The following is a 17,165-nucleotide window of genomic DNA, read 5'->3' on the forward strand; positions in this document are numbered from 1 at the left end:
GTCTGGACCAAATGGCCGCCTGTGCGACAGCGGGGTTCGTCTTCACGCCCGCACGGTCGAGGAGTCCCCCAGTGGTGCGGCCAGCGCGGCGAGCGCCCGCTCCAGGCCATGGAGGTGGGCGAGGGCCTGCTCGGCTCCCGGGTCATGACCCGGCACACCAGTGCCCGGAACCCCCGTACCCGACACGCCCGCGGCCGACGGCACGGCACGCTCCGACACCGCGCCGAGTCCGGCGGAGTCCGGTGCGGTTCGACAGCGCCCCAAAGGGGCGCGGGGCTGTGACACGTACGGCTCAGCCGCATGGGCGCGACCAGCCACGACGGACCCGCAGGTGACGCACTGGCCTTCCGGCGGAGCGCTCAGCGCCTCGATGGCCGCCTCGACGCGTCCGCAGGCGGCGGTGAGGCGGGCGTCGTGCGAGGCATCGGGGTCGGCGGCGACGGCCACGAGACCGCGCAGCTCGCGGGCGCAGTCGTCGAGGAGCGAGAGCACCTGACGGGCCCTGGCCTTGCGAGCCCGCATCGGGTTGAGCGGGTGGACCAGCGGGGCGAGCGCGAACCGCACCCGTGCGAGCAGCGCCTCCAGCTCCGCGGCCGGCGGCGCGGGATCGGCGCCCGGGTCACCGGCAAGGCGCCGGGCCGCCGCCGACGTGCAGTCGTGTACGGCGTGCACGGCCCGGGCCACCCAGCGATCGGTCACCGCGTGCGTGGTGACCGGAAGGATCAGCGCGACGGCGAGCACGGCACCGAGCGCACCGGCCGCGGTCTCCGCGAGACGCAGACCCAGCAGCCCCGGATGCAGCACGCCGAGGAGCCCGTACAGCAGGCCCGCCATGACGGTGACGAAGAACATCATCCAGCTGTACGAGAGGGCCGCGGTGTAGAAGATGCCCCACACGCACACCGCGACGATCACTGCCGTGGGCGTCGGCGCGCCGTGCAGGGGTACGGCGATCAGCAGCCCGGCCGCGATTCCGGTGACCGTGCCGACGACGCGCCGGAAGCCGCGTACCAGCGTCTCTCCGCGCGAGGCCGTGTTGACGAAGATCCACCAGGCGGTGCCGACGGCCCAATACCAGCGCTCGTGCGACAGGAACTGGCCCGCCGCCATCGCGAAGGCGCAGGCGGCGGTGGCCTGGAAGGCCTGCCGGGTGGTCGGCCGGCCGAGCCCGCGACCGCCTAGCGGGGCGGGAACCGCAGGCGGCGGAGTCTGTCGCTCGATGCACCACACGCCGAAGCGCACCGTCGAGGAGGCGGCCAGGGACAGCGCCACCGCGGCGTACAGCTGGGGCAGTTGACCGGGTACGGCGTGCAGGAACTGCGTGATGAAGAAGGTCATGAACGCGAAGATGCCGAGCGCCTGCCCACGCGGCCCCCAGCGGCGGGCGTACACACCGCAGAACACCACGACGAGCCAGACCGCGTCACGTACGGTCGGCACCGAGTGCAGCACGGTCGCGAGGGCGAGCACGGGGAAGCCGACGACGGGCAGCAGAGCCGTGGTGGTGGCCTGGCCGCGCACGGTCGGGTCGCCGACCGTGAACAGCGCGAGAAGCGCAGCGAGCCCGCCCGTGATCGAGGCGGGCAGCGAGAGCCCGGCGAGTTCGCAGGTGGTCACCGCGAGGCTGACGCCGACCGCCGCCCGCAGCGAGACCCGCAGCCGTACCAGGCCCGGATCCGGAGCCATGAACATCTTCTTCACCGTCGGCAGCCCGCCCCCGCTTCGCATCGTTCACATGGCAATGGCGCCGCCGGTCCGGATCCGGCTTCCTTGCCGTCCGGCGCTTCGCGACGCCATGTATACCGTCAAGGTAAGCAGGAGGCAGGTAATGGCTCAACAGGCTCCCGATCCGCTGGGCCATTGGTACAGTCGGGAGCGATCAGTCACGACCGCAGGGAGGCCAACGGACCATGGCCGTGGACGAACTCGACACCCGCATCCTGCGAATGCTCCTGGAGCAACCCCGCACCAGCGTCCGCGAATACGCCCGCGCCCTCGGTATCGCCCGCGGCACGCTTCAGGCCCGGCTCGACCGGATGGAACGGGACAGCGTGATCACGGGCACGGGCCCCTCGCTCTCACCCGCCGCGCTCGGCCACCCCGTGCTCGCCTTCGTGCACATCGAGGTCACGCAGGGACATCTCGACGAGGTGGGCGATGGCCTGGCCGCCGTACCGGAGATCGTCGAGGTGTTCTCGATCACCGGCGGCGGTGACCTTCTCACGCGGGTCGTCGCGCGCGACAACGCCCATCTGGAGGACCTGATCCAGGCGCTGATCAGCCTGCCGGGCGTCGTCCGCACGCGTACGGAGGTGGCGCTGCGCGAACGCGTGCCGCACCGGCTGCTGCCGCTCGTGGAGGCGGTCGGACGCGCGGCCAAGAACTGACCGGCGCAGAAAGACCGGCTGACGGCCGAGAGCTGTTCAACGGCCGATAACCGGTCCTTGGCATCCTGGAGGCCATGAGCTCTCTCGGAGGCACCGCGGTCATCTTCGATCTCGACGGCACGCTCGTGGACAGCGAGCCCAACTACTACGAGGCGGGACGGCAGACACTCGCAGGGCACGGCGTCACGGACTTCACCTGGACCGACTTCGAGCAATACGTCGGCATCAGCACCGCGGAGACGGTCGCTCACTGGAAGGAGCGGTACGCCATCGAAGCCCCGCGGGACGTGCTGCTCGCGGAGAAGAACCGGCGCTATCTGGCGCTGGCCCGCACCGCCACGCATGTCTACCCGGAAATGCGGAAGTTCGTGGAGCTGCTGGCCGCCGAGGGCGTACCTATGGCCGTGGCCTCGGGTTCCTCGCGGGAGGCCATCGAGGCGATCCTGACGGGCACGGGCCTGGGCGCCTCGCTGCGCACCGTTGTCTCGGCCGAGGAGGTCGCCCGGGGCAAGCCCGCTCCGGACGTCTTCCTGGAGGCGGCAAGCCGGCTGGGAGCGGCACCGGCGGACTGCGTGGTCCTCGAGGACGCCGCTCCGGGCGCGGCGGCGGCGCACGCGGCCGGGATGCGCTGCATCGCGATCCCGTACCTGGCCGCGCAGGCCGACGACCCGGCGTTCGCCACGGCCGGGTTGCTGTTGCGCGACGGCCAGAGCGAGTTCACGGCGCGGGCCGCGTACGACTGGCTCGTACGCTCGGCCCCGGCGTCCTGACCTGCCGACCTGATCTGCCGACCCCGGCGCCGTGCTTCAGGGCTGGAAGAGGATCTTCACCGCTTCCTCCTGCTTGCGCTGGAAGATCTCGTATGCGTGCGGGGCCTCCTCCAACGGGAGCCGGTGGCTGGCGAAGCCGTCGACTCCGAGAGGGTCCTCGTCGGTGAGCAGCGGCAGGATGTCATCCACCCAGCGCCGTACGTTCGCCTGGCCCATTCGCAGCTGGATCTGCTTGTCGAACATCGTCATCAGCGGCAGCGGTGAGGCCATGCCGCCGTAGACACCGCTCAGCGAGATCGTGCCGCCACGCCGCACCAGCTCGATGGCGGTGTGGAGCGCGGCCAGCCGGTCGGTGCCCGCCCGTTCGGCGAGCCGGGCGGCCCAGGCCCGGGGCAGCATCGAGGACATCTGCTGGGCGGTCCGGCCAACGGGGCTGCCGTGGGCTTCCGTTCCCACGGCGTCGATCACGGCGTCGGGGCCGCGGCCGTCGGTCCGGTCGCGGATCTCCTCGATGAGTTCCTTGCGTCCCTCGTACCGCCGCAGGTCGTACGTCTCCACGCCCCGCTCGCGCGCCCGCCGCAGCCGCTCCGACACCAGGTCGACGCCCATGACGACCTCGGCCCGCTGGAGCCGGGCGATCCTGCAGCACATGTCGCCGATCGGTCCGAGGCCGAGGACGGCGACGGATCCGCCGGGCGGGATGTCGGCGTACTGTACGGCCTGCCAAGCCGTCGGCAGGACGTCCGAGAGATAGACATAGCGGTCGTCCGGCGGTCCGTCCGGTACCTTGATCGGCCCGAACTGCGCCTGCGGGACCCGCAGATACTCGGCCTGGGCGCCCGGCACGCCGCCGTACAGCCTGGTGTAGCCGAACAGCGCCGCGCCCATGCCCGAGTCGTGCACCTGGGTGGTCTCACACTGCGTCGGCAGCCCGGCGCCGCACATCCAGCAGTGCCCACAGGCGATCTGGAAGGGCACGACGACTCGGTCGCCGGGCTTCAGCCCCGTCACCTCGGAGCCCACCTCCTCGACGACGCCGATGGGCTCGTGCCCGAGTATGTCCCCCGGTGTCATGAACGCGGTGAGCACTTCGTACAGATGCAGATCGGAACCGCAGAGCCCGCTGGAAGTGACGCGTACGATCGCGTCCGTCGGTTCCTCGATCTCCGGAGCGGGTACGGTCTCCACCCGCACCTCGCGCTTCCCCTGCCAGGTCACGGCCCTCATCGTGCGCTCCCTTCACCGCTGCTCGTCGGCTGCCTCGGCCGTCAGCTGCACGTCATCGAGGCGCTCGTCGAGTACCCGGGTTCGCCTCACCCACCCGCAGGCGGGCGGGCTCCTCAGCCGACCTTCTGACCGGCCAGCGGGGCGGTCTCCTCGCCGGCGCCCTCGCGCATGCCCTGCAGGACTTCCTCGACCGCCTCGATCGCCGTGTACCGCGGCCGCCAGCCCAGTTCGTGGCGGGCCCGGGTGCAGTCCATGAGGGGCAGTCGCAGCACCGCGTCGAACAGCTGCGGCGAAGCGGGCACCAGGTGCAGGCCCCAGGCCGCGGCAAGGGCCGAACGCGCCGCCTTGCGGGGCATCCGCACCAGCCGGGAATGGAACAGCTCGCCCAACACCTCGGCGTCCAGAGGCGGTTCGGCCGCCAGGTTGAACGCGCCACGGACGTCGCTCGTCACGGCGAGCCGGTACGCCTCCGCCGCGTCCTCCGTGTGCAGCGCCTGTACACGCAGACCACGGACGTCGGGCAGCACGGGAAGGAGCTCGGGCCGGGCCAGCGGACCGGGCTTGAAGCGCCCGGCGAACAGACGGCGCTGCTGGCTCCCCGACTCCTCCTTGAAGAGGAAGGCGGGTCGCATACGGACCACGCGCGTCTCCGGCCGCTCGTACTCGAAGGTGTCCAACACGCGCTCCACATAGGCCTTTTCACGGCAGTACGCCGCTTCCGGCCAGCCGTGCGTCGGCCAGGACTCGTCCACGGCACGCTCCTTCGGGCCCGGCGAGTAGGCGCCGACCGAGGAGGCGTACACCAGTGCCGGCACCTTGGCCGTGGCCGCCGCGTGGAACACCTTCACGCTGCCGAGCACGTTGGTGCGCCAGGTGACCGCCGGGTCCCGGGCTGGCTGGAGCTTCCAGGCCAGATGGACGACGGCGTCGGCTCCCTCGAAGTGCTTGGTCAACTCGGACTCGGCCGTCAGATCCACGGCGGCCCACTCGGCCGACGGCACCGGCGGCTCGTCGGGCAGCCTGCGCGCGATGCCGAACACGGAGTCCACCTGCGGATCCTCGCTCAGAAGACGCATCACGCTGGTGCCCACGTTCCCGGTGGCACCGGTGACGACGACCCGCAAGCCGGTTGCGCTGCTCATGATCGGCTCCTCTCCTGAGCTCCGTCACCGTGACGCGTTCCCCCTGCGCGGGAGGCAAACGTGCGCGGGGATCCGGGTGAGATCGAACCGGCTGCGTGCGGGCTCGAATGTGGCAGCGTTGAGCCGTGGCCCGCGGATCAACACCACGCGGCTGTGCACCCCATCAGGAAAGCGAAGATCACGACCAGCAGGAGGACTTATGTCGAAGCCGCCGCTCCCCGAGACCGCCGTCGCCATGCTGAAGAAGCCCAATCAGGCTGTCATCGCCACGGTGCGGTCCGACGGGCAGCCGGTATCCACGGCCACCTGGTACCTCTGGGAAGACGACGGGCGGGTGCTGGTCAACATGGACGAGGGCCGCAAGCGGCTCGACCACATGCGCAACGAACCCCGGATCACGCTGACGGTGCTCGACGAGGCCAACTGGTACACGCACATCACGCTCATCGGTCGCGTGGTGGAGCTGCGCGACGACGAGGGCCTGGGTGACATCGACCGGTTGTCCCGGCACTACGGCGGGCGCCCGTACCCGCAACGGGACCGCGGCCGGGTCAGCGCCTGGATAGAGATCGACCGCTGGCACGGCTGGGGCGACCTCCGGGACAGCAGCCAGGCGTCCGGCTGAGGATTGCCCCTCGAAGGCGCCCGCTCGGCGCCCCGGAGCGCCGGTGCGCAGGCCGTGGCTGCTCGGCACCGGTACGGCGGCGGCCTCCTTCCGTCTGACCGGCTCGGCCACACCGATTCACCATGACGTGCGGTCCGCGCAGGTCACGCCCGGAGAGCGGGGTGCCCCGTCAGCGGGTCACCCGGCCGGCGCCGACCGGGCCGCCGCCAGGGCCTGCTCGGCGTAGCCGCGGCCGAAAAGTACGGCGTGTACGAGCAGAGGGAAGAGCTGGTGCAGGCCTACGCGGTCCGTCCAGCCGTCGGCGAGCGGCGCCGCTTCCTGGTAGCCGTCCAGTACCCGGTCCAGGTGCGGGCAGCCGAACAGGTGGAGCATGGCCAGGTCGGTTTCCCTGTGGCCGCCGTGCGCGGCCGGGTCGATCAGCCAGGCGTGTCCGTCGGCTCCCCACAGCACGTTGCCGTTCCACAGGTCGCCGTGCAGCCGGGAGGGCGGCTCGGCGGGGCCGGCCAGTTCGGGCAGGCGCTCACAGACGCGCTCCACGACGGTCGCCTCGGCCTGGCGCATCGTGCCGTCGTCGACCGCCCGGCGCAGATACGGCAGCACCCGGTGTTCGGCGTACCAGCGTGGCCAGTCGGTGCCGGGGACGTTGCGCATCGGGGCGAGCCCGATGTACGCGTCCTCGGGGCCGCCGGGTGGTGAGGCCCCGAAGTGGGGCGCGCCCGTGGTGTGCAGGGCGGCCAGGTCGCGGCCGAACCGGACCGCGGCCTGGGCACTCGGGCGCCCGGACGGGACGCGGTCGGTCACCAACCAGCGTTCGTCATGGCCGTGCACCGCCGGGATACGAACCGTGCCGGCGTCCGCCAGCCAGTTCAGCCCCGCCGCCTCGGCCCGTACCGCGCCCGGGTCGTCGCCGCGCTTGACCACCACCAACTGCCCGCTGTCGAGGGTGACTTCGGCGAGCGCGCCGGACAACCGGCGCTCACCGGTCGCCGGGCGTCCGGTGAGCCGGGCCGCCGCGGCAGCCGGGCCCTCGCCGTCTCGGGCCTGCGGACGGGCGGTCATGCGGGTTGCCTCCGGCGGTCGAGCGGGTGGGTTCGTGAGTGGTGTGCGGTTCGATTTCTTGGCGCGAGTCGAGTGTGGCTGGTCGCGCCCCGCGGCGGAGCGCGACCAGCCACGACGGACCCGCAGCCGACCATGGAGGCGGTGGCCGCAGACCTACGACCGGCGGCGAGGCTTCCCCCGCTTGCCGCCCTTCGCACCGCTTCGGGAGCTCCTGCCGGTCGATGTGGGCTTCCGGCGGGCGTCCGCCGCTTCGCGGCGCTTGCTCTTCGGCTGTGCCGGAGGCGGGGTGCGTCCACGTGTGCTGTTGGCCGTGCGGCCGCGGACGATGCCGATGAAGTCCTCGACCAAGTCGGTGGTCGCGTCCTCGGGCCACGTCAGCGCGACGCTCGACTGAGGGGCGTCGACCACCGGTCGGTACGTGAGGTCCTTGCGATGGTGGAGACGGGCCAGCGACTGGGGGACGACGAGGAGGCCCACACCCGCCGCCACGAGTTCGATGGCGTCCTCCGTCGTGGCGGGGCGCTCGATGGCGGGGCGTCCCGGCAGCCGCTCCCAGTCGAGGACGTCGTCAAGCGGGTGGAACACGATGTCGTCGGCGAGATCCGCGACGGTGACCTCGTCCGCCGCCGTCACCAGGTGATCCTTCGGGACCACGACCACCGTCGACTCGGTGTAGAGGGGGATGGCGCTGAAGACCGTACGGTCGACCGGAAGCCGTACCACCCCGACGTCGGCTCCACCGCTCCGCAACACGTCGGATGCCTCGGCAGCCGGCACGTCGACGAGGGTCAGCGGGACGCCGGGCAGTCGCTCGCTCCAGATCCGCACCCACTTGGCGGGCGTCACCCCCGGAACGTACGCGAGGCGGAACGTAGGGGATGCTTCCGAGCCTGTCACCCCGCCAGGCTACCGGGCGGGGTGACAGGCCCCGTACGCGGTCGACTGCGGAGTCCGCCGGTCCGGTACGCGTCCCGTTACGGGGATGGCGTTGCCCCCGCCCTACCGCGAGGATGCTCCTCCTTGCAGCGCATCGCACCGCATGCGGGCCGAGGAGCCAAAGGAGCCTTCCGATGGGTTCACACGCAGCGCCGAGCCGCCGTAAGCGCGCCCTGTTGGCACTCGTCGGACTCATGCTCCTGGCCGTGCTCCTCGGCGTGCCCCGTGCCGACGGGGCGCCCGCGCCTGCCGACGCCTGCCGCACCACGGGCACCGAACTGCCGCGCGGCGACTGCGGCCCGTTCTGGCAGGTCCTCGCGGAGGACTTCAACGGGGACCGGGTGCCGCTGGGCGCGTTCAGCGACTGCGATCACCATGTCGACACCTCAGCCGCGTACTGCGGCGGCCTGAGCGGTACGTACCGGGACAACTGGTGGGCGTATCCGACCGGTTGGCCCGACACCGCGCGCGACCGTAACCGGGACGTCGTGGGTGTCTACCACCCGGAGGACACCGTGAGCGTAGGTCCCGCGGAGAACGGCGACGGCAGGATGCGCATCCGGATGTGGCGGCCCGCCGACGGAGGTCCCGTGCACGCCGCGGCAGTGGTACCGCGTGCCGTCATGCAGATGAAGTACGGCAAGTACAGCGCCCGTATCAAGGTGACGAAGCTCGCTCCGGGCTACAAGTCCGCCTGGCTTCACTACGGCGGAGGCTGCGAAATGGACCACCCCGAAGGCGAGTGGACCGGCGACCTCACCGCCTTCCACCATCCGTGCGGCGGGGGCGAGCAGGGCTACTTCCCGGGCGCCGACGACTGGACCGAATGGCACACCGTTTCGACCGAGTGGACGCCGGGACATGTGCGCTTCTTCGTGGACGGCCGCCAGACGGGACACGACACCCGAGGCGTACCGAACCGCCCCCTGTCCTGGGTGCTCCAGAACGAAAGCGCCCTGCAGGGTCCGGGTGCGGCTCCGGGCAGCAGCGCCCAACTCGAGGTCACGTGGGTCGCCGCGTACGCGTACGGCTGGAATTGAGTCCTCCCCTCCGTGAAGGGAGGGGATTCCTGGCTCAGGCCGCCTCCTGGAGCAGCGCTCCAGGTGGTCTTCCGCCATCGGCACCAGCCGGGTTGAGACCAGCCCGGACGAGCATCACGCGTGCGGAGTTCTTGTCCCGTGGGGACACGGTTCCGCACGCGGTGCAGTTGTACGTGCGCTCACCCAGCGGCAGTACGTGCTTGGCTCTCGCTCCGCACTGCGCGCAGTCCATCGTGGTGTGCGCGGGGTGTACCAGGCGGATGTCCCGCCCGTGCTTGCGGGCCATCTCGGTCAGAGCGGCCTTGGTGGTGCCGATGGCGGCGTCCGCGGCCTTGCGGGCCATGGTGGTCTGGGCCAGGAACTTCGGACGGAAGTCCTCCACCGCGATGGCGTCGTGGTCGCGGACCACCTTCTTGGCCCACTTGCGGGCCGTGTCCTGTCGCTGCCGGGCCACCTTCTGGTGCGCCTTCGCCCGCAGTTTCTTCGCCGTGCGGTAGCCCTTCGACCCGGCCTTGCCCTGCTTCGGTTTGCGGCGGGCCATCATCCGGTCGTACCGGGTCAGCTTCTCCTTGGCCTTCCGCCCGTGCTGGGCGTGCGGGAGGTCATGGGCGTCGCTGGTGGTGGTCGCGGTTTCCTTCACGCCCCAGTCGATGCCGATCACGCGGCCGGTGGCGGGCAGCGGCTGCACCTGGGCGGGGACGACGAAGCTGGCGTACCAGTGGCCGATGCTGTCCCGGTAGATGCGCACCGAGGACGGGTCGGCCGGAAGGCCGCGCGACCACACCACGGTCACGGCGATGCCGCCCGCCAGGTGCAGCCTGCCGTCCCTGAGACGGAAGCCGCGCCGGGTGTAGTTCAGCGTGGGCAGCGTCTCGCGCTTGGTCTTCCACGTCGGCATCCCCGCCCGGCGGTGCTGCGGAACCCCCTCGCGGATGTCTTTCTGGGCCTTGGCCTTGGACTTGCCGAAATCCCGGATGAGCTGCTGCTGCGGAACGCTGGAGCCCTCCCGCAGCCACGGCGTGCGCGCCCGGGCTTCGGTCAGCATCTTGTCGAGCTGCGCCGGGCCGCACGTTTGCTTGTCGGCGCCCTCGGGACGGTTGTTGTTCCAGGCATGGACCTGCTTCGACTTGGCCACGCACTCGTTCCACACCCACCGGCACCGGTCCCACTCCGCCATCAACAACGCGAGGGCGGTGGACGACACACGAAGCCGGAAGGTGAACCGGGTAAGCCCCGCCCCATCGACCCCTGCCGCGTCCGCCACGTCCTCGCCCCCGTCCACGATCTGGCCACCCGAGTTCCGGCCACCCCAACCCTGCCGGACGACCATACGTACGAGATCCGCACACCAACGCCCCACTCCCACCGCAATCACCTCCATCAGCGAACACAGGAACACACGTTCGCCTGCGCCCGGCTCCGCCGGGCAACCGCAGCGGCACTCCGCACCCGGGAAGCACGATGCGACGACGCTCCGCGTCGCTGTCACGGGATGCGATTCCTCCCCCGCGTGAACGCCGGGGCCCCCTCACAAGACACCAGGTGACCCCGCATGGGACCAAGAAGCTGCGCGTGGAGATCGCCCTTGCCTGACCACCCATCGGTTCGGACAGGAGATCAAGTTAGCCTCGGTCCATGCTCTTTCGTCGCAGCCATGACAGCCTTCCCGACCCCGCCCTGCCGCGCGATCCGCGCGCCGACGAGTACCCGATGCCGCCCGTGCCCTACGGGTGGTACGCCGTTCTCCGCAGCGCCGAGCTGCGCCCGGGCAGGGTCGTCAGCCTGCACTACTTCGGACGTGCCCTCATCGCCTTCCGCGGTGCGGACGGACAGCCGGCCGTACGGGACGCGCACTGCCCGCACTACGGGGCGCATCTGGGCGTGGGCGGGAAGGTCGTGGACGGCACCGTGGAGTGCCCGTTCCACGGTTGGCGATTCGGTGCGGACGGCCGGTGTGTGGAGGCACCGTTCGCGGTCCGGACCCCGAAAGTGTCCATCGGCGGCTTCCCGGTCCGTGAGCACAGTGGGCTCGTCTTCGTCTTCACAGGACCGGGCGAGCCGTCGTGGGAGGTGCCGGAGATCCCGGAGGCGGCGTCCAGGGACTTCGCCAAGCCGATCGACGACATCTGCCGGGCGCGTATCCACATCCAGGAGATGCGCGAGAACATCGTGGACGAGTCCCACTTCCACTTCATCCACGGCCAGAGCGAACCACCCGTGCAGGACCTGCGGGCGGACGGACCCTTCGCCGAGGTCCGCGGCCGGATCGGGCGGCGCGTTCTCGGCTGGGACATCAACAACAGCTTCGATGCGTTCATGTACGGACCCGGCGTCATGGTGGTCCGCTCCCATGGCCCCGTCCTCTCGGTGACCGCGGTCGCCCTGACCACCCCCGTCGACGACCGCACGAGCGAGATGCGGATGCTGTACTACCTCCGCAAGCCGTACCGGCTCCCGTTGCTGGTCCCCCTCCTCAAGCTCGTCTTCCGGGCGGAAGCCTTGGGCGAGGTGCGCGAGGAGGTCCGGATCTGGGACCACAAGATCCACCAGCCGCGCCCGGTCCTGCTGCCCCACGAGAAGGGCATCAGGGCGCTGCGACGCTGGTACGCCCAGTTCTATCCGTCCGAGGTCCCGGCCGAGCAGCTGCGCGACCTCAACTCGCGTTCCGAGGTGGAAACCCGGGTCGGGACGGGGAGCGACTAGCCGGCACTTTCCTCAACTGCGGCGCGGATCTTCAACGGCGCGAACGGCATCGCCGCCACCTCCGAGGAGGCCGCCATGCTCCTGCGCGTCATCCTGAACAGGTCCACCTGCTCACTGGCCCGACCGCGTCCTGGGGAGCGACATCGAACGCCCTCTCAGGGAGCGATGTTGTGGTTCAGACGGAACAGGTTGCCGGGGTCGTAGCGCCGTTTGACGGACGCCAAGCGGTCATAGTTCTGGCGGTAGTTGGCCCGCACCCGGTCCTGGTCGTCGGCGTCCATGAAGTTCACGTAGCCGCCCCCCGCCGAGTACGGCTCCAGTGCCGCAGCGAAGGCGCGCGCCCAGTCGATGTTCGCCTCGCACTCGGCGCGGGTCGGCAGGGTGGGGCTGAGGGCGGTGGAGAAGTCGGCGTCGCGGTAGGCGAACGCGGTCTCCTCGGGTCCCACCCGATGGCAGGCACCGTCGATGGGGAACACGACCGTCGCGCTCTGGATGGTGGGCGTGGTCGCGCCGTACTCGGTGTAGGCGTCGATCGCGCCGTCGGGGAGGCCTCTGCTGAAGGAGCCCTTCCAGTAGTGGTAGAGGCCGGCGGGCAGCAGCTCGTCGAAGAGCGTGTTGATCACGGGGTACGGCATCCGCGCGACGTGCTGTCCCACGACCGGGCCGAGGCCGGCGAGCCGGGCCAGGATCCGGTCGTCCTCGTCCTCCGGGCCGCTGAAGCACGTGACGATCCCGCACATCGGCCGACCGTGCCAGCGCTCCGGCAGGAACGGCAGCGGCGGACCGAGCCCGACGACCAGCAGGGCGTTGAACTCCTCGGCGGAATCGGCGACCAGTTCGCGGTAGGCCCGTATCACGTCACCGTCGAGCGGATAGAACGTCGGTCCGCCGAGAATGTCGGCCACCGGGTGCAGCCGGTACTCGAAGGATGCGACGACCCCGAAGTTGCCGCCTCCGCCGCGCACGGCCCACATCAGGTCGGCGTTGTGCTCGTCGGTGCAGGTCACGAATGATCCATCGGCCGTGACCAGATCGACGGAGATCAGGTTGTCACACGCCAGCCCGCACCGCCGGGCCAGATGGCCCATGCCGCCTCCGGTGGTCAGCCCGCCGATTCCCGTGGTGGAGACGACTCCGCCCGTGGTGGCCAGGCCGAAGGCGTGCGTGGCGTGGTTGAAGTCGGCCCAGGTGCAGCCGCCCTCGGCCCGAGCCGTGCGCTTCTCGGGATCGACCCGGATTCCGCGCATGGTGCCGAGGTCGAGTACGACACCTTCGTCGCAGGTGCCGTAGCCGGGGACGCTGTGGCTGCCACCGCGCACGGCCAGCAGCAGTTCGTGGTCCCGGGCGAAGTCCACGGCGGCTCTGATGTCGCCCGCGTCGGCCGCCCGCACGATGATCGCCGGCCGCTTGTCGTGCATCGCGTTGTAGACGGCGCGGGCCTCGTCGTAGTCCGGGTCCCCGGGCTCGATGATCTCGCCCCGGACGGCCTGCCTCAGTCGCTGCGTCAGCGTCTCGTCGAGGGCGGGTGCGTAGGTGGTCATTGGTCGCCACCGGCTTTCCGTGTGGTCGGGAAGGAGTACGGCACCGTTGTAGGCACAGAGCTCGTCTCCGCTCATCGCCCGAACCGCCCATGTCGCCCCGACGGGCATGGCAAGAACAGCCCATGCGGCCGGACGGATGCGGTGCCAGGCCCGGAGGCCTGGCCTAGGCGAGGCCGTGCGTGTAGGCATACGCCGTGGCCGCTGCCCGCGACGGCACATCGAGCTTGGCGAAGATGTTGTTGAGGTGTCGCGCGACGGTGTGCTCGCTGATCATCAACTCGGAGGCGATGGACCGGTTGGTCCGGCCGACGGCGACAAGGCGCAGCACCTCGGCCTCCCGCTCGGTGAGGCGGCCCGGGAGCTGATTCCGCACTGCGCCGAGCAGGGCTGCCGCCCGCCGCGCATCTGGCTCCGCGCCCAGCCGCTCGAAGGCCGCCTGCGCTGCCTGGAGCTCCAGCCGTTCGCCTTCGTCGTCCCCCGCCGTTCGGGCGGCGGCGGCGAGTGTCATACGGACCTGAGCCGCCTCGTACGGGACACCGAGTTCCTGCCACAGGGACAGCGCCCGCCGCAACAGGGGCCGCGCGCGGTCGAGGTCGCGCTCGGCCAGTGCCACCGCCCCGCTCGCCTGCGCGGCGGTCGCGTGCAGCACGGTCGTCCCCGACTCACGCCGCTGCTGCCACTCGCGCGCGGTCGACGCCAGTTCGCCCGCCGCCGTACGAGCCTCATCCATCTGACGGAGGGCAAGACAGACCTCTACCTGAGCCGCCAGCAGCCGACAGCGCTCGAGGCGGCCGGGTCCGCCGCCGTCCTCCCCGGCGAGGGCGGTCCGCAGGGCGGCGGACGCGGTGGTGGCCTTGCCCTGGGCGAGCCGCAGCAGGGCAAGGCCCGGCTGCGGGTCCCGGCCCAGTTCGTGGGCCCGCTCGTACGAGGCCTCGGCCGCGGCCAGGTCGCCGCGCCGCCGCTGGAGGCCACCGGCCAGATAGAACACCTCGGCGGCCATCCGGGCCTCGTACGGCAGCAGCTCCTGGCAGGTCACGGTCGCCTCACTCTCCGCGGCGGGCCAGTCACCGCGCAGTTCGAGCACTTCCACCCGATGGACGCGGCACAGTCCCCGGAAGTTGTTCTCCTCGGGCATCGACGCGCACCAGGCCATCGCGGCGTCGGTCCACTCGACGGCGCGTTCCAGGTCGGCGCAGGCCATGCACTGCTGGAGGCCCAAGCAGTAGATCCACCCGGTGAAGAACGGACTGAGCTCGCCCGCCACCACCGAGCACATGACCTCGTCGAGCAGGTCGAGCCCACTGGCGATCCGTCCCTGGGCCAGCAGGACACTCACCTGCGCCTCGATGCTCATGGCCAGCAGATCGGCGCTGCCGCAGCGCTCCGCGATGTCGGCCATCCGGCGCGCGCAGCTCATGGCCTCGCCGAACGCGCCACGCCGCTGCGCCTCCTCTGCCTCGACCCAGGCGAGATAGCACTGTTCGACACACTCGGGCTCACCGCTCAGGTGGCGGCGCGCCCGGTGCAGCCAGCCCGCTGCCGCTGCCGTACGGCCCGCCAGTTGATGTTCGTAGAAGAGCATCCAGGCGCAGTACCCGGCCCGGCGGTCGGCTCCCGCCGCGGCATAACCCGAGTAGGCCGCCATCCGTGCCTCGATCGATTCCGGAACACGGCTGGTCCACCAAGCGGCGTCGGCGAGCGCGGCAAGGTCGTCAGGAGTCAGCCGGTCGTGGTCGAGGTCACGCAAGGCGGCATACGCCTCGGCCCATGCCTCACGGGCGACCGCGTCCCTCGCCTGCTCGATCTCGTGGCAGAACGCCTGCGGGGCCGCCTGTTCGCTGCCGGTGGTCTCCTCGGACACGGTGCTTCCCTCCTCGCCCAAAGCGAGCCGGACACCACTCACCAGAATAAAAGCGCGCGGCCATGGCAAGCACGAGAACGCACAGCTGCCGAATCCACGCCTCCGACTCACACGAAGGGACCGATGGCTCCGCCGAGACCGCGGCGTATGAGATTCGGATCGGAGTGCCGCACTTGTCGTGCGCTCACAGGATCGTCCGCACGCTGTTGCCCGCGCGGTCCTGTCACCGTTCGATGCGCACCTGCGCAGGCGGGCAGGGCGAGGACGACGTGGTGCCGGCCGACCAGTACCCACCGGAACGGGGCACGGCGGCAAGGGCACTGACCACCACGGGAGTCGTGTCGGAGGGACCGCGCTCGCTCACCCAGGCCCAGCCGTCCCACCGAAGTCAGTGGGGCGGCCGCTGATCGAGATCCTGAAGCCGTACGCACGGCTCGTGCATGATCTCTCTCCCGGGCCGCCCCCTTCGACTCACCCGCGGACCCGCCCGCCCAGGCCACACGAAGGACAACTGATACGTGCACGACTGTTGTCCAGACCGGTGGGACACGGCTTACATAGTATGAAAGCGCCATCGAAAGCGCTTTCACGCACCACGGAATCCGGCCGACCCATGCGGGTGTCCAGCCGATGAGGGGTGTCAAGCGATGAGACCAACACACCGTCTACAAGGGAGAATCGCCGCAGGCACGCTCACTCTGGCGCTCGCCGCCAGTGGCTGTGCCGGTGGTTCCGGTTCCGGAGATTCACCCGATGACTCCATCGTGATCGGTGTCTCCTTACCCCTCACCGGTGACTTCTCCGAACCCGGTAAGGGCGTCGAACGCGGCTACAAAGCCTGGGCCAAGATCGTCAACGACAAGGGCGGACTCCTCGGCCGCAAGGTCGAGTTGAAGATCCTGGACGACCAGTCGAATGCCGACCGCGTGGTCTCCGACTACGAGCAGCTGATCGGCCGGGACGAAGTCGACCTGGTCTTCGGCCCCTTCTCCACCCGGCTGGTCGTCCCCTCCGCCCGCGTGGCCGAGGAGTACGGCATGCTCTTCGTCGAACCGGCGGGAGCCGCGCCGGAGGTCTTCGACCAGGGCTTCAAGAACCTCTTCTACGCCGCACCCGCCGTCGCCAACGACCACTACAACCACCTGGCCGAATACATCCTCACCCAGCCGGCCAACGAGCGTCCCAAGACCGTCGCGTACGCCGCCATGGACGACCCCTTCGCCCAGGGAACCGCGTACGGACTCAAGGAGAAGCTGGAGAAGGGCGGCATCAAGACCGTCGTCGACGAGGTCTATCCGCCCAACACCACCGATTTCGGCAGCATCGCGGCCAAGATCGCCGATTCGAAGGCGGACATGGTGGTGGGCGGTTCGCAGTACCAGGACGGCGTCAATCTGATCGTCGCCCTCCAACAGCTCAACTACCAGCCGAAGATGGCCGCCTTCTCCACCGCGCCCACCGAACCGGAGTTCGCGAAGGCCATCGGCAACAAGACCGAGGGCATCCTCGCGCCCACGGGCTACACGCAGAAGGCCGACTATCCGAGCAACAAGGAGTTCGTCGAGAAGTACACGAAGCAGTTCGGCAAGGCCCCGGAGGAGGACGAGGCCAACGCGTACACCACGGGCCAGGTGGTCGCGGCGGCCGTCGAGGCCGCCGACTGCGCATCCCAGGACCCCGACTGCCAGAGCAAGTTGGTCGACTGGCTGCGCGGCAACGAGGTGGAGACCGTCGTCGGACCGCTGAAGTGGGACGACAAGGGCCGCCCCCAGAGCGCGCACATGATCCAGCAATGGATCGACGGGGAGATCCAGATCGTGCTCCCCGAGGCTCAGAAGGAAGCGGATCTGGTCCACCCCAAGCCGGCGTGGTGA

The 17,165-nt window shown here is 70.4% G+C and carries 15 protein-coding genes; 7 read left to right on the plus strand and 8 right to left on the minus strand.

Translation table 11 applies throughout. The features are described 5' to 3' along the window. Window positions 1-42: 42 nt before the first annotated feature. Complete coding sequence (locus ACFYO0_RS11775) at window positions 43-1,692, minus strand: FUSC family protein (protein ID WP_388674246.1); 1,650 nt, start codon at window positions 1,690-1,692, stop codon at window positions 43-45. Between the two features lie 218 nt (window positions 1,693-1,910). Here ACFYO0_RS11775 and ACFYO0_RS11780 point away from each other — a divergent pair, with 218 nt between their 5' ends. Together ACFYO0_RS11780 and ACFYO0_RS11785 are read left to right on the plus strand one after the other, a co-directional pair. Then, window positions 1,911-2,387, plus strand: a complete 477-nt coding sequence (locus ACFYO0_RS11780; protein ID WP_388673738.1) for an Lrp/AsnC family transcriptional regulator — start codon at window positions 1,911-1,913, stop codon at window positions 2,385-2,387. Between the two features lie 74 nt (window positions 2,388-2,461). Continuing rightward, window positions 2,462-3,157 (plus strand): HAD family hydrolase, encoded by a 696-nt coding sequence (locus ACFYO0_RS11785; RefSeq protein WP_388673740.1) that lies wholly within the window; start codon window positions 2,462-2,464, stop codon window positions 3,155-3,157. A gap of 36 nt (window positions 3,158-3,193) precedes the next feature. Here ACFYO0_RS11785 and ACFYO0_RS11790 read toward each other — a convergent pair whose 3' ends face one another. Further along, window positions 3,194-4,384: a zinc-dependent alcohol dehydrogenase gene (locus ACFYO0_RS11790; protein ID WP_388673742.1), complete on the minus strand. Its 1,191-nt coding sequence runs from the start codon at window positions 4,382-4,384 to the stop codon at window positions 3,194-3,196. Window positions 4,385-4,497: 113 nt separating this feature from the next. After that, window positions 4,498-5,526, minus strand: a complete 1,029-nt coding sequence (locus tag ACFYO0_RS11795) for an NAD-dependent epimerase/dehydratase family protein (RefSeq protein WP_388673744.1) — start codon at window positions 5,524-5,526, stop codon at window positions 4,498-4,500. Window positions 5,527-5,725: 199 nt separating this feature from the next. Between ACFYO0_RS11795 and ACFYO0_RS11800 the strand changes: the two genes are divergently transcribed. Beyond that, complete coding sequence (locus tag ACFYO0_RS11800; RefSeq protein ID WP_388673746.1) at window positions 5,726-6,151, plus strand: PPOX class F420-dependent oxidoreductase; 426 nt, start codon at window positions 5,726-5,728, stop codon at window positions 6,149-6,151. A 177-nt stretch (window positions 6,152-6,328) separates the two neighbouring features. On the opposite strand, the gene ACFYO0_RS11805 is transcribed toward ACFYO0_RS11800, so the two are convergent. Continuing rightward, a complete protein-coding gene (locus tag ACFYO0_RS11805) occupies window positions 6,329-7,210 on the minus strand; it encodes a fructosamine kinase family protein (RefSeq protein ID WP_388673748.1) in 882 nt (293 codons plus the stop codon). A gap of 153 nt (window positions 7,211-7,363) precedes the next feature. Further along, the gene (locus tag ACFYO0_RS11810; RefSeq protein ID WP_388673750.1) at window positions 7,364-8,107 is read right to left on the minus strand and encodes a LysR family transcriptional regulator substrate-binding protein; all 744 of its coding nucleotides are present in this window, start codon (window positions 8,105-8,107) and stop codon (window positions 7,364-7,366) included. Window positions 8,108-8,280: 173 nt separating this feature from the next. Here ACFYO0_RS11810 and ACFYO0_RS11815 point away from each other — a divergent pair, with 173 nt between their 5' ends. Then, window positions 8,281-9,186: a glycoside hydrolase family 16 protein gene (locus ACFYO0_RS11815; protein ID WP_388673752.1), complete on the plus strand. Its 906-nt coding sequence runs from the start codon at window positions 8,281-8,283 to the stop codon at window positions 9,184-9,186. A 34-nt stretch (window positions 9,187-9,220) separates the two neighbouring features. On the opposite strand, the gene ACFYO0_RS11820 is transcribed toward ACFYO0_RS11815, so the two are convergent. Further along, the gene (locus tag ACFYO0_RS11820) at window positions 9,221-10,516 is read right to left on the minus strand and encodes an RNA-guided endonuclease InsQ/TnpB family protein (RefSeq protein ID WP_388673754.1); all 1,296 of its coding nucleotides are present in this window, start codon (window positions 10,514-10,516) and stop codon (window positions 9,221-9,223) included. A 305-nt stretch (window positions 10,517-10,821) separates the two neighbouring features. Here ACFYO0_RS11820 and ACFYO0_RS11825 point away from each other — a divergent pair, with 305 nt between their 5' ends. Next, window positions 10,822-11,889 carry a Rieske 2Fe-2S domain-containing protein gene (locus tag ACFYO0_RS11825; RefSeq protein WP_388673756.1) on the plus strand — a complete coding sequence of 356 codons (1,068 nt, stop codon included), beginning with the start codon at window positions 10,822-10,824 and terminating at the stop codon, window positions 11,887-11,889. A gap of 155 nt (window positions 11,890-12,044) precedes the next feature. On the opposite strand, the gene ACFYO0_RS11830 is transcribed toward ACFYO0_RS11825, so the two are convergent. Together ACFYO0_RS11830 and ACFYO0_RS11835 are read right to left on the minus strand one after the other, a co-directional pair. Further along, on the minus strand, window positions 12,045-13,430 hold the full coding sequence (locus tag ACFYO0_RS11830) for an FAD-binding oxidoreductase (RefSeq protein WP_388673758.1): 1,386 nt from the start codon (window positions 13,428-13,430) through the stop codon (window positions 12,045-12,047). Between the two features lie 163 nt (window positions 13,431-13,593). After that, window positions 13,594-15,291: a LuxR C-terminal-related transcriptional regulator gene (locus ACFYO0_RS11835; RefSeq protein ID WP_388673760.1), complete on the minus strand. Its 1,698-nt coding sequence runs from the start codon at window positions 15,289-15,291 to the stop codon at window positions 13,594-13,596. Window positions 15,292-15,524: 233 nt separating this feature from the next. Here ACFYO0_RS11835 and ACFYO0_RS11840 point away from each other — a divergent pair, with 233 nt between their 5' ends. Next, window positions 15,525-15,698 (plus strand): hypothetical protein, encoded by a 174-nt coding sequence (locus ACFYO0_RS11840; protein ID WP_388673762.1) that lies wholly within the window; start codon window positions 15,525-15,527, stop codon window positions 15,696-15,698. Window positions 15,699-16,055: 357 nt separating this feature from the next. Continuing rightward, window positions 16,056-17,165 carry an amino acid ABC transporter substrate-binding protein gene (locus tag ACFYO0_RS11845; RefSeq protein ID WP_388673764.1) on the plus strand — a complete coding sequence of 370 codons (1,110 nt, stop codon included), beginning with the start codon at window positions 16,056-16,058 and terminating at the stop codon, window positions 17,163-17,165.

Source organism: Streptomyces sp. NPDC006365, from assembly GCF_042870755.1.
Lineage (GTDB): Bacteria > Actinomycetota > Actinomycetes > Streptomycetales > Streptomycetaceae > Streptomyces > Streptomyces xiangluensis.

Excerpts from the sequence above, each read along its gene's own strand:
- ACFYO0_RS11775 (WP_388674246.1), bottom strand. The coding sequence starts at position 1,692 with ATGTTCATGGCTCCGGATCCGGGCCTGGTACGGCTGCGGGTCTCGCTG.
- ACFYO0_RS11780 (WP_388673738.1), top strand. The coding sequence starts at position 1,911 with ATGGCCGTGGACGAACTCGACACCCGCATCCTGCGAATGCTCCTGGAG.
- ACFYO0_RS11785 (WP_388673740.1), top strand. The coding sequence starts at position 2,462 with ATGAGCTCTCTCGGAGGCACCGCGGTCATCTTCGATCTCGACGGCACG.
- ACFYO0_RS11790 (WP_388673742.1), bottom strand. The coding sequence starts at position 4,384 with ATGAGGGCCGTGACCTGGCAGGGGAAGCGCGAGGTGCGGGTGGAGACC.
- ACFYO0_RS11795 (WP_388673744.1), bottom strand. The coding sequence starts at position 5,526 with ATGAGCAGCGCAACCGGCTTGCGGGTCGTCGTCACCGGTGCCACCGGG.
- ACFYO0_RS11800 (WP_388673746.1), top strand. The coding sequence starts at position 5,726 with ATGTCGAAGCCGCCGCTCCCCGAGACCGCCGTCGCCATGCTGAAGAAG.
- ACFYO0_RS11805 (WP_388673748.1), bottom strand. The coding sequence starts at position 7,210 with ATGACCGCCCGTCCGCAGGCCCGAGACGGCGAGGGCCCGGCTGCCGCG.
- ACFYO0_RS11815 (WP_388673752.1), top strand. The coding sequence starts at position 8,281 with ATGGGTTCACACGCAGCGCCGAGCCGCCGTAAGCGCGCCCTGTTGGCA.
- ACFYO0_RS11820 (WP_388673754.1), bottom strand. The coding sequence starts at position 10,516 with ATGGTCGTCCGGCAGGGTTGGGGTGGCCGGAACTCGGGTGGCCAGATC.
- ACFYO0_RS11825 (WP_388673756.1), top strand. The coding sequence starts at position 10,822 with ATGCTCTTTCGTCGCAGCCATGACAGCCTTCCCGACCCCGCCCTGCCG.
- ACFYO0_RS11830 (WP_388673758.1), bottom strand. The coding sequence starts at position 13,430 with ATGACCACCTACGCACCCGCCCTCGACGAGACGCTGACGCAGCGACTG.
- ACFYO0_RS11840 (WP_388673762.1), top strand. The coding sequence starts at position 15,525 with ATGCGCACCTGCGCAGGCGGGCAGGGCGAGGACGACGTGGTGCCGGCC.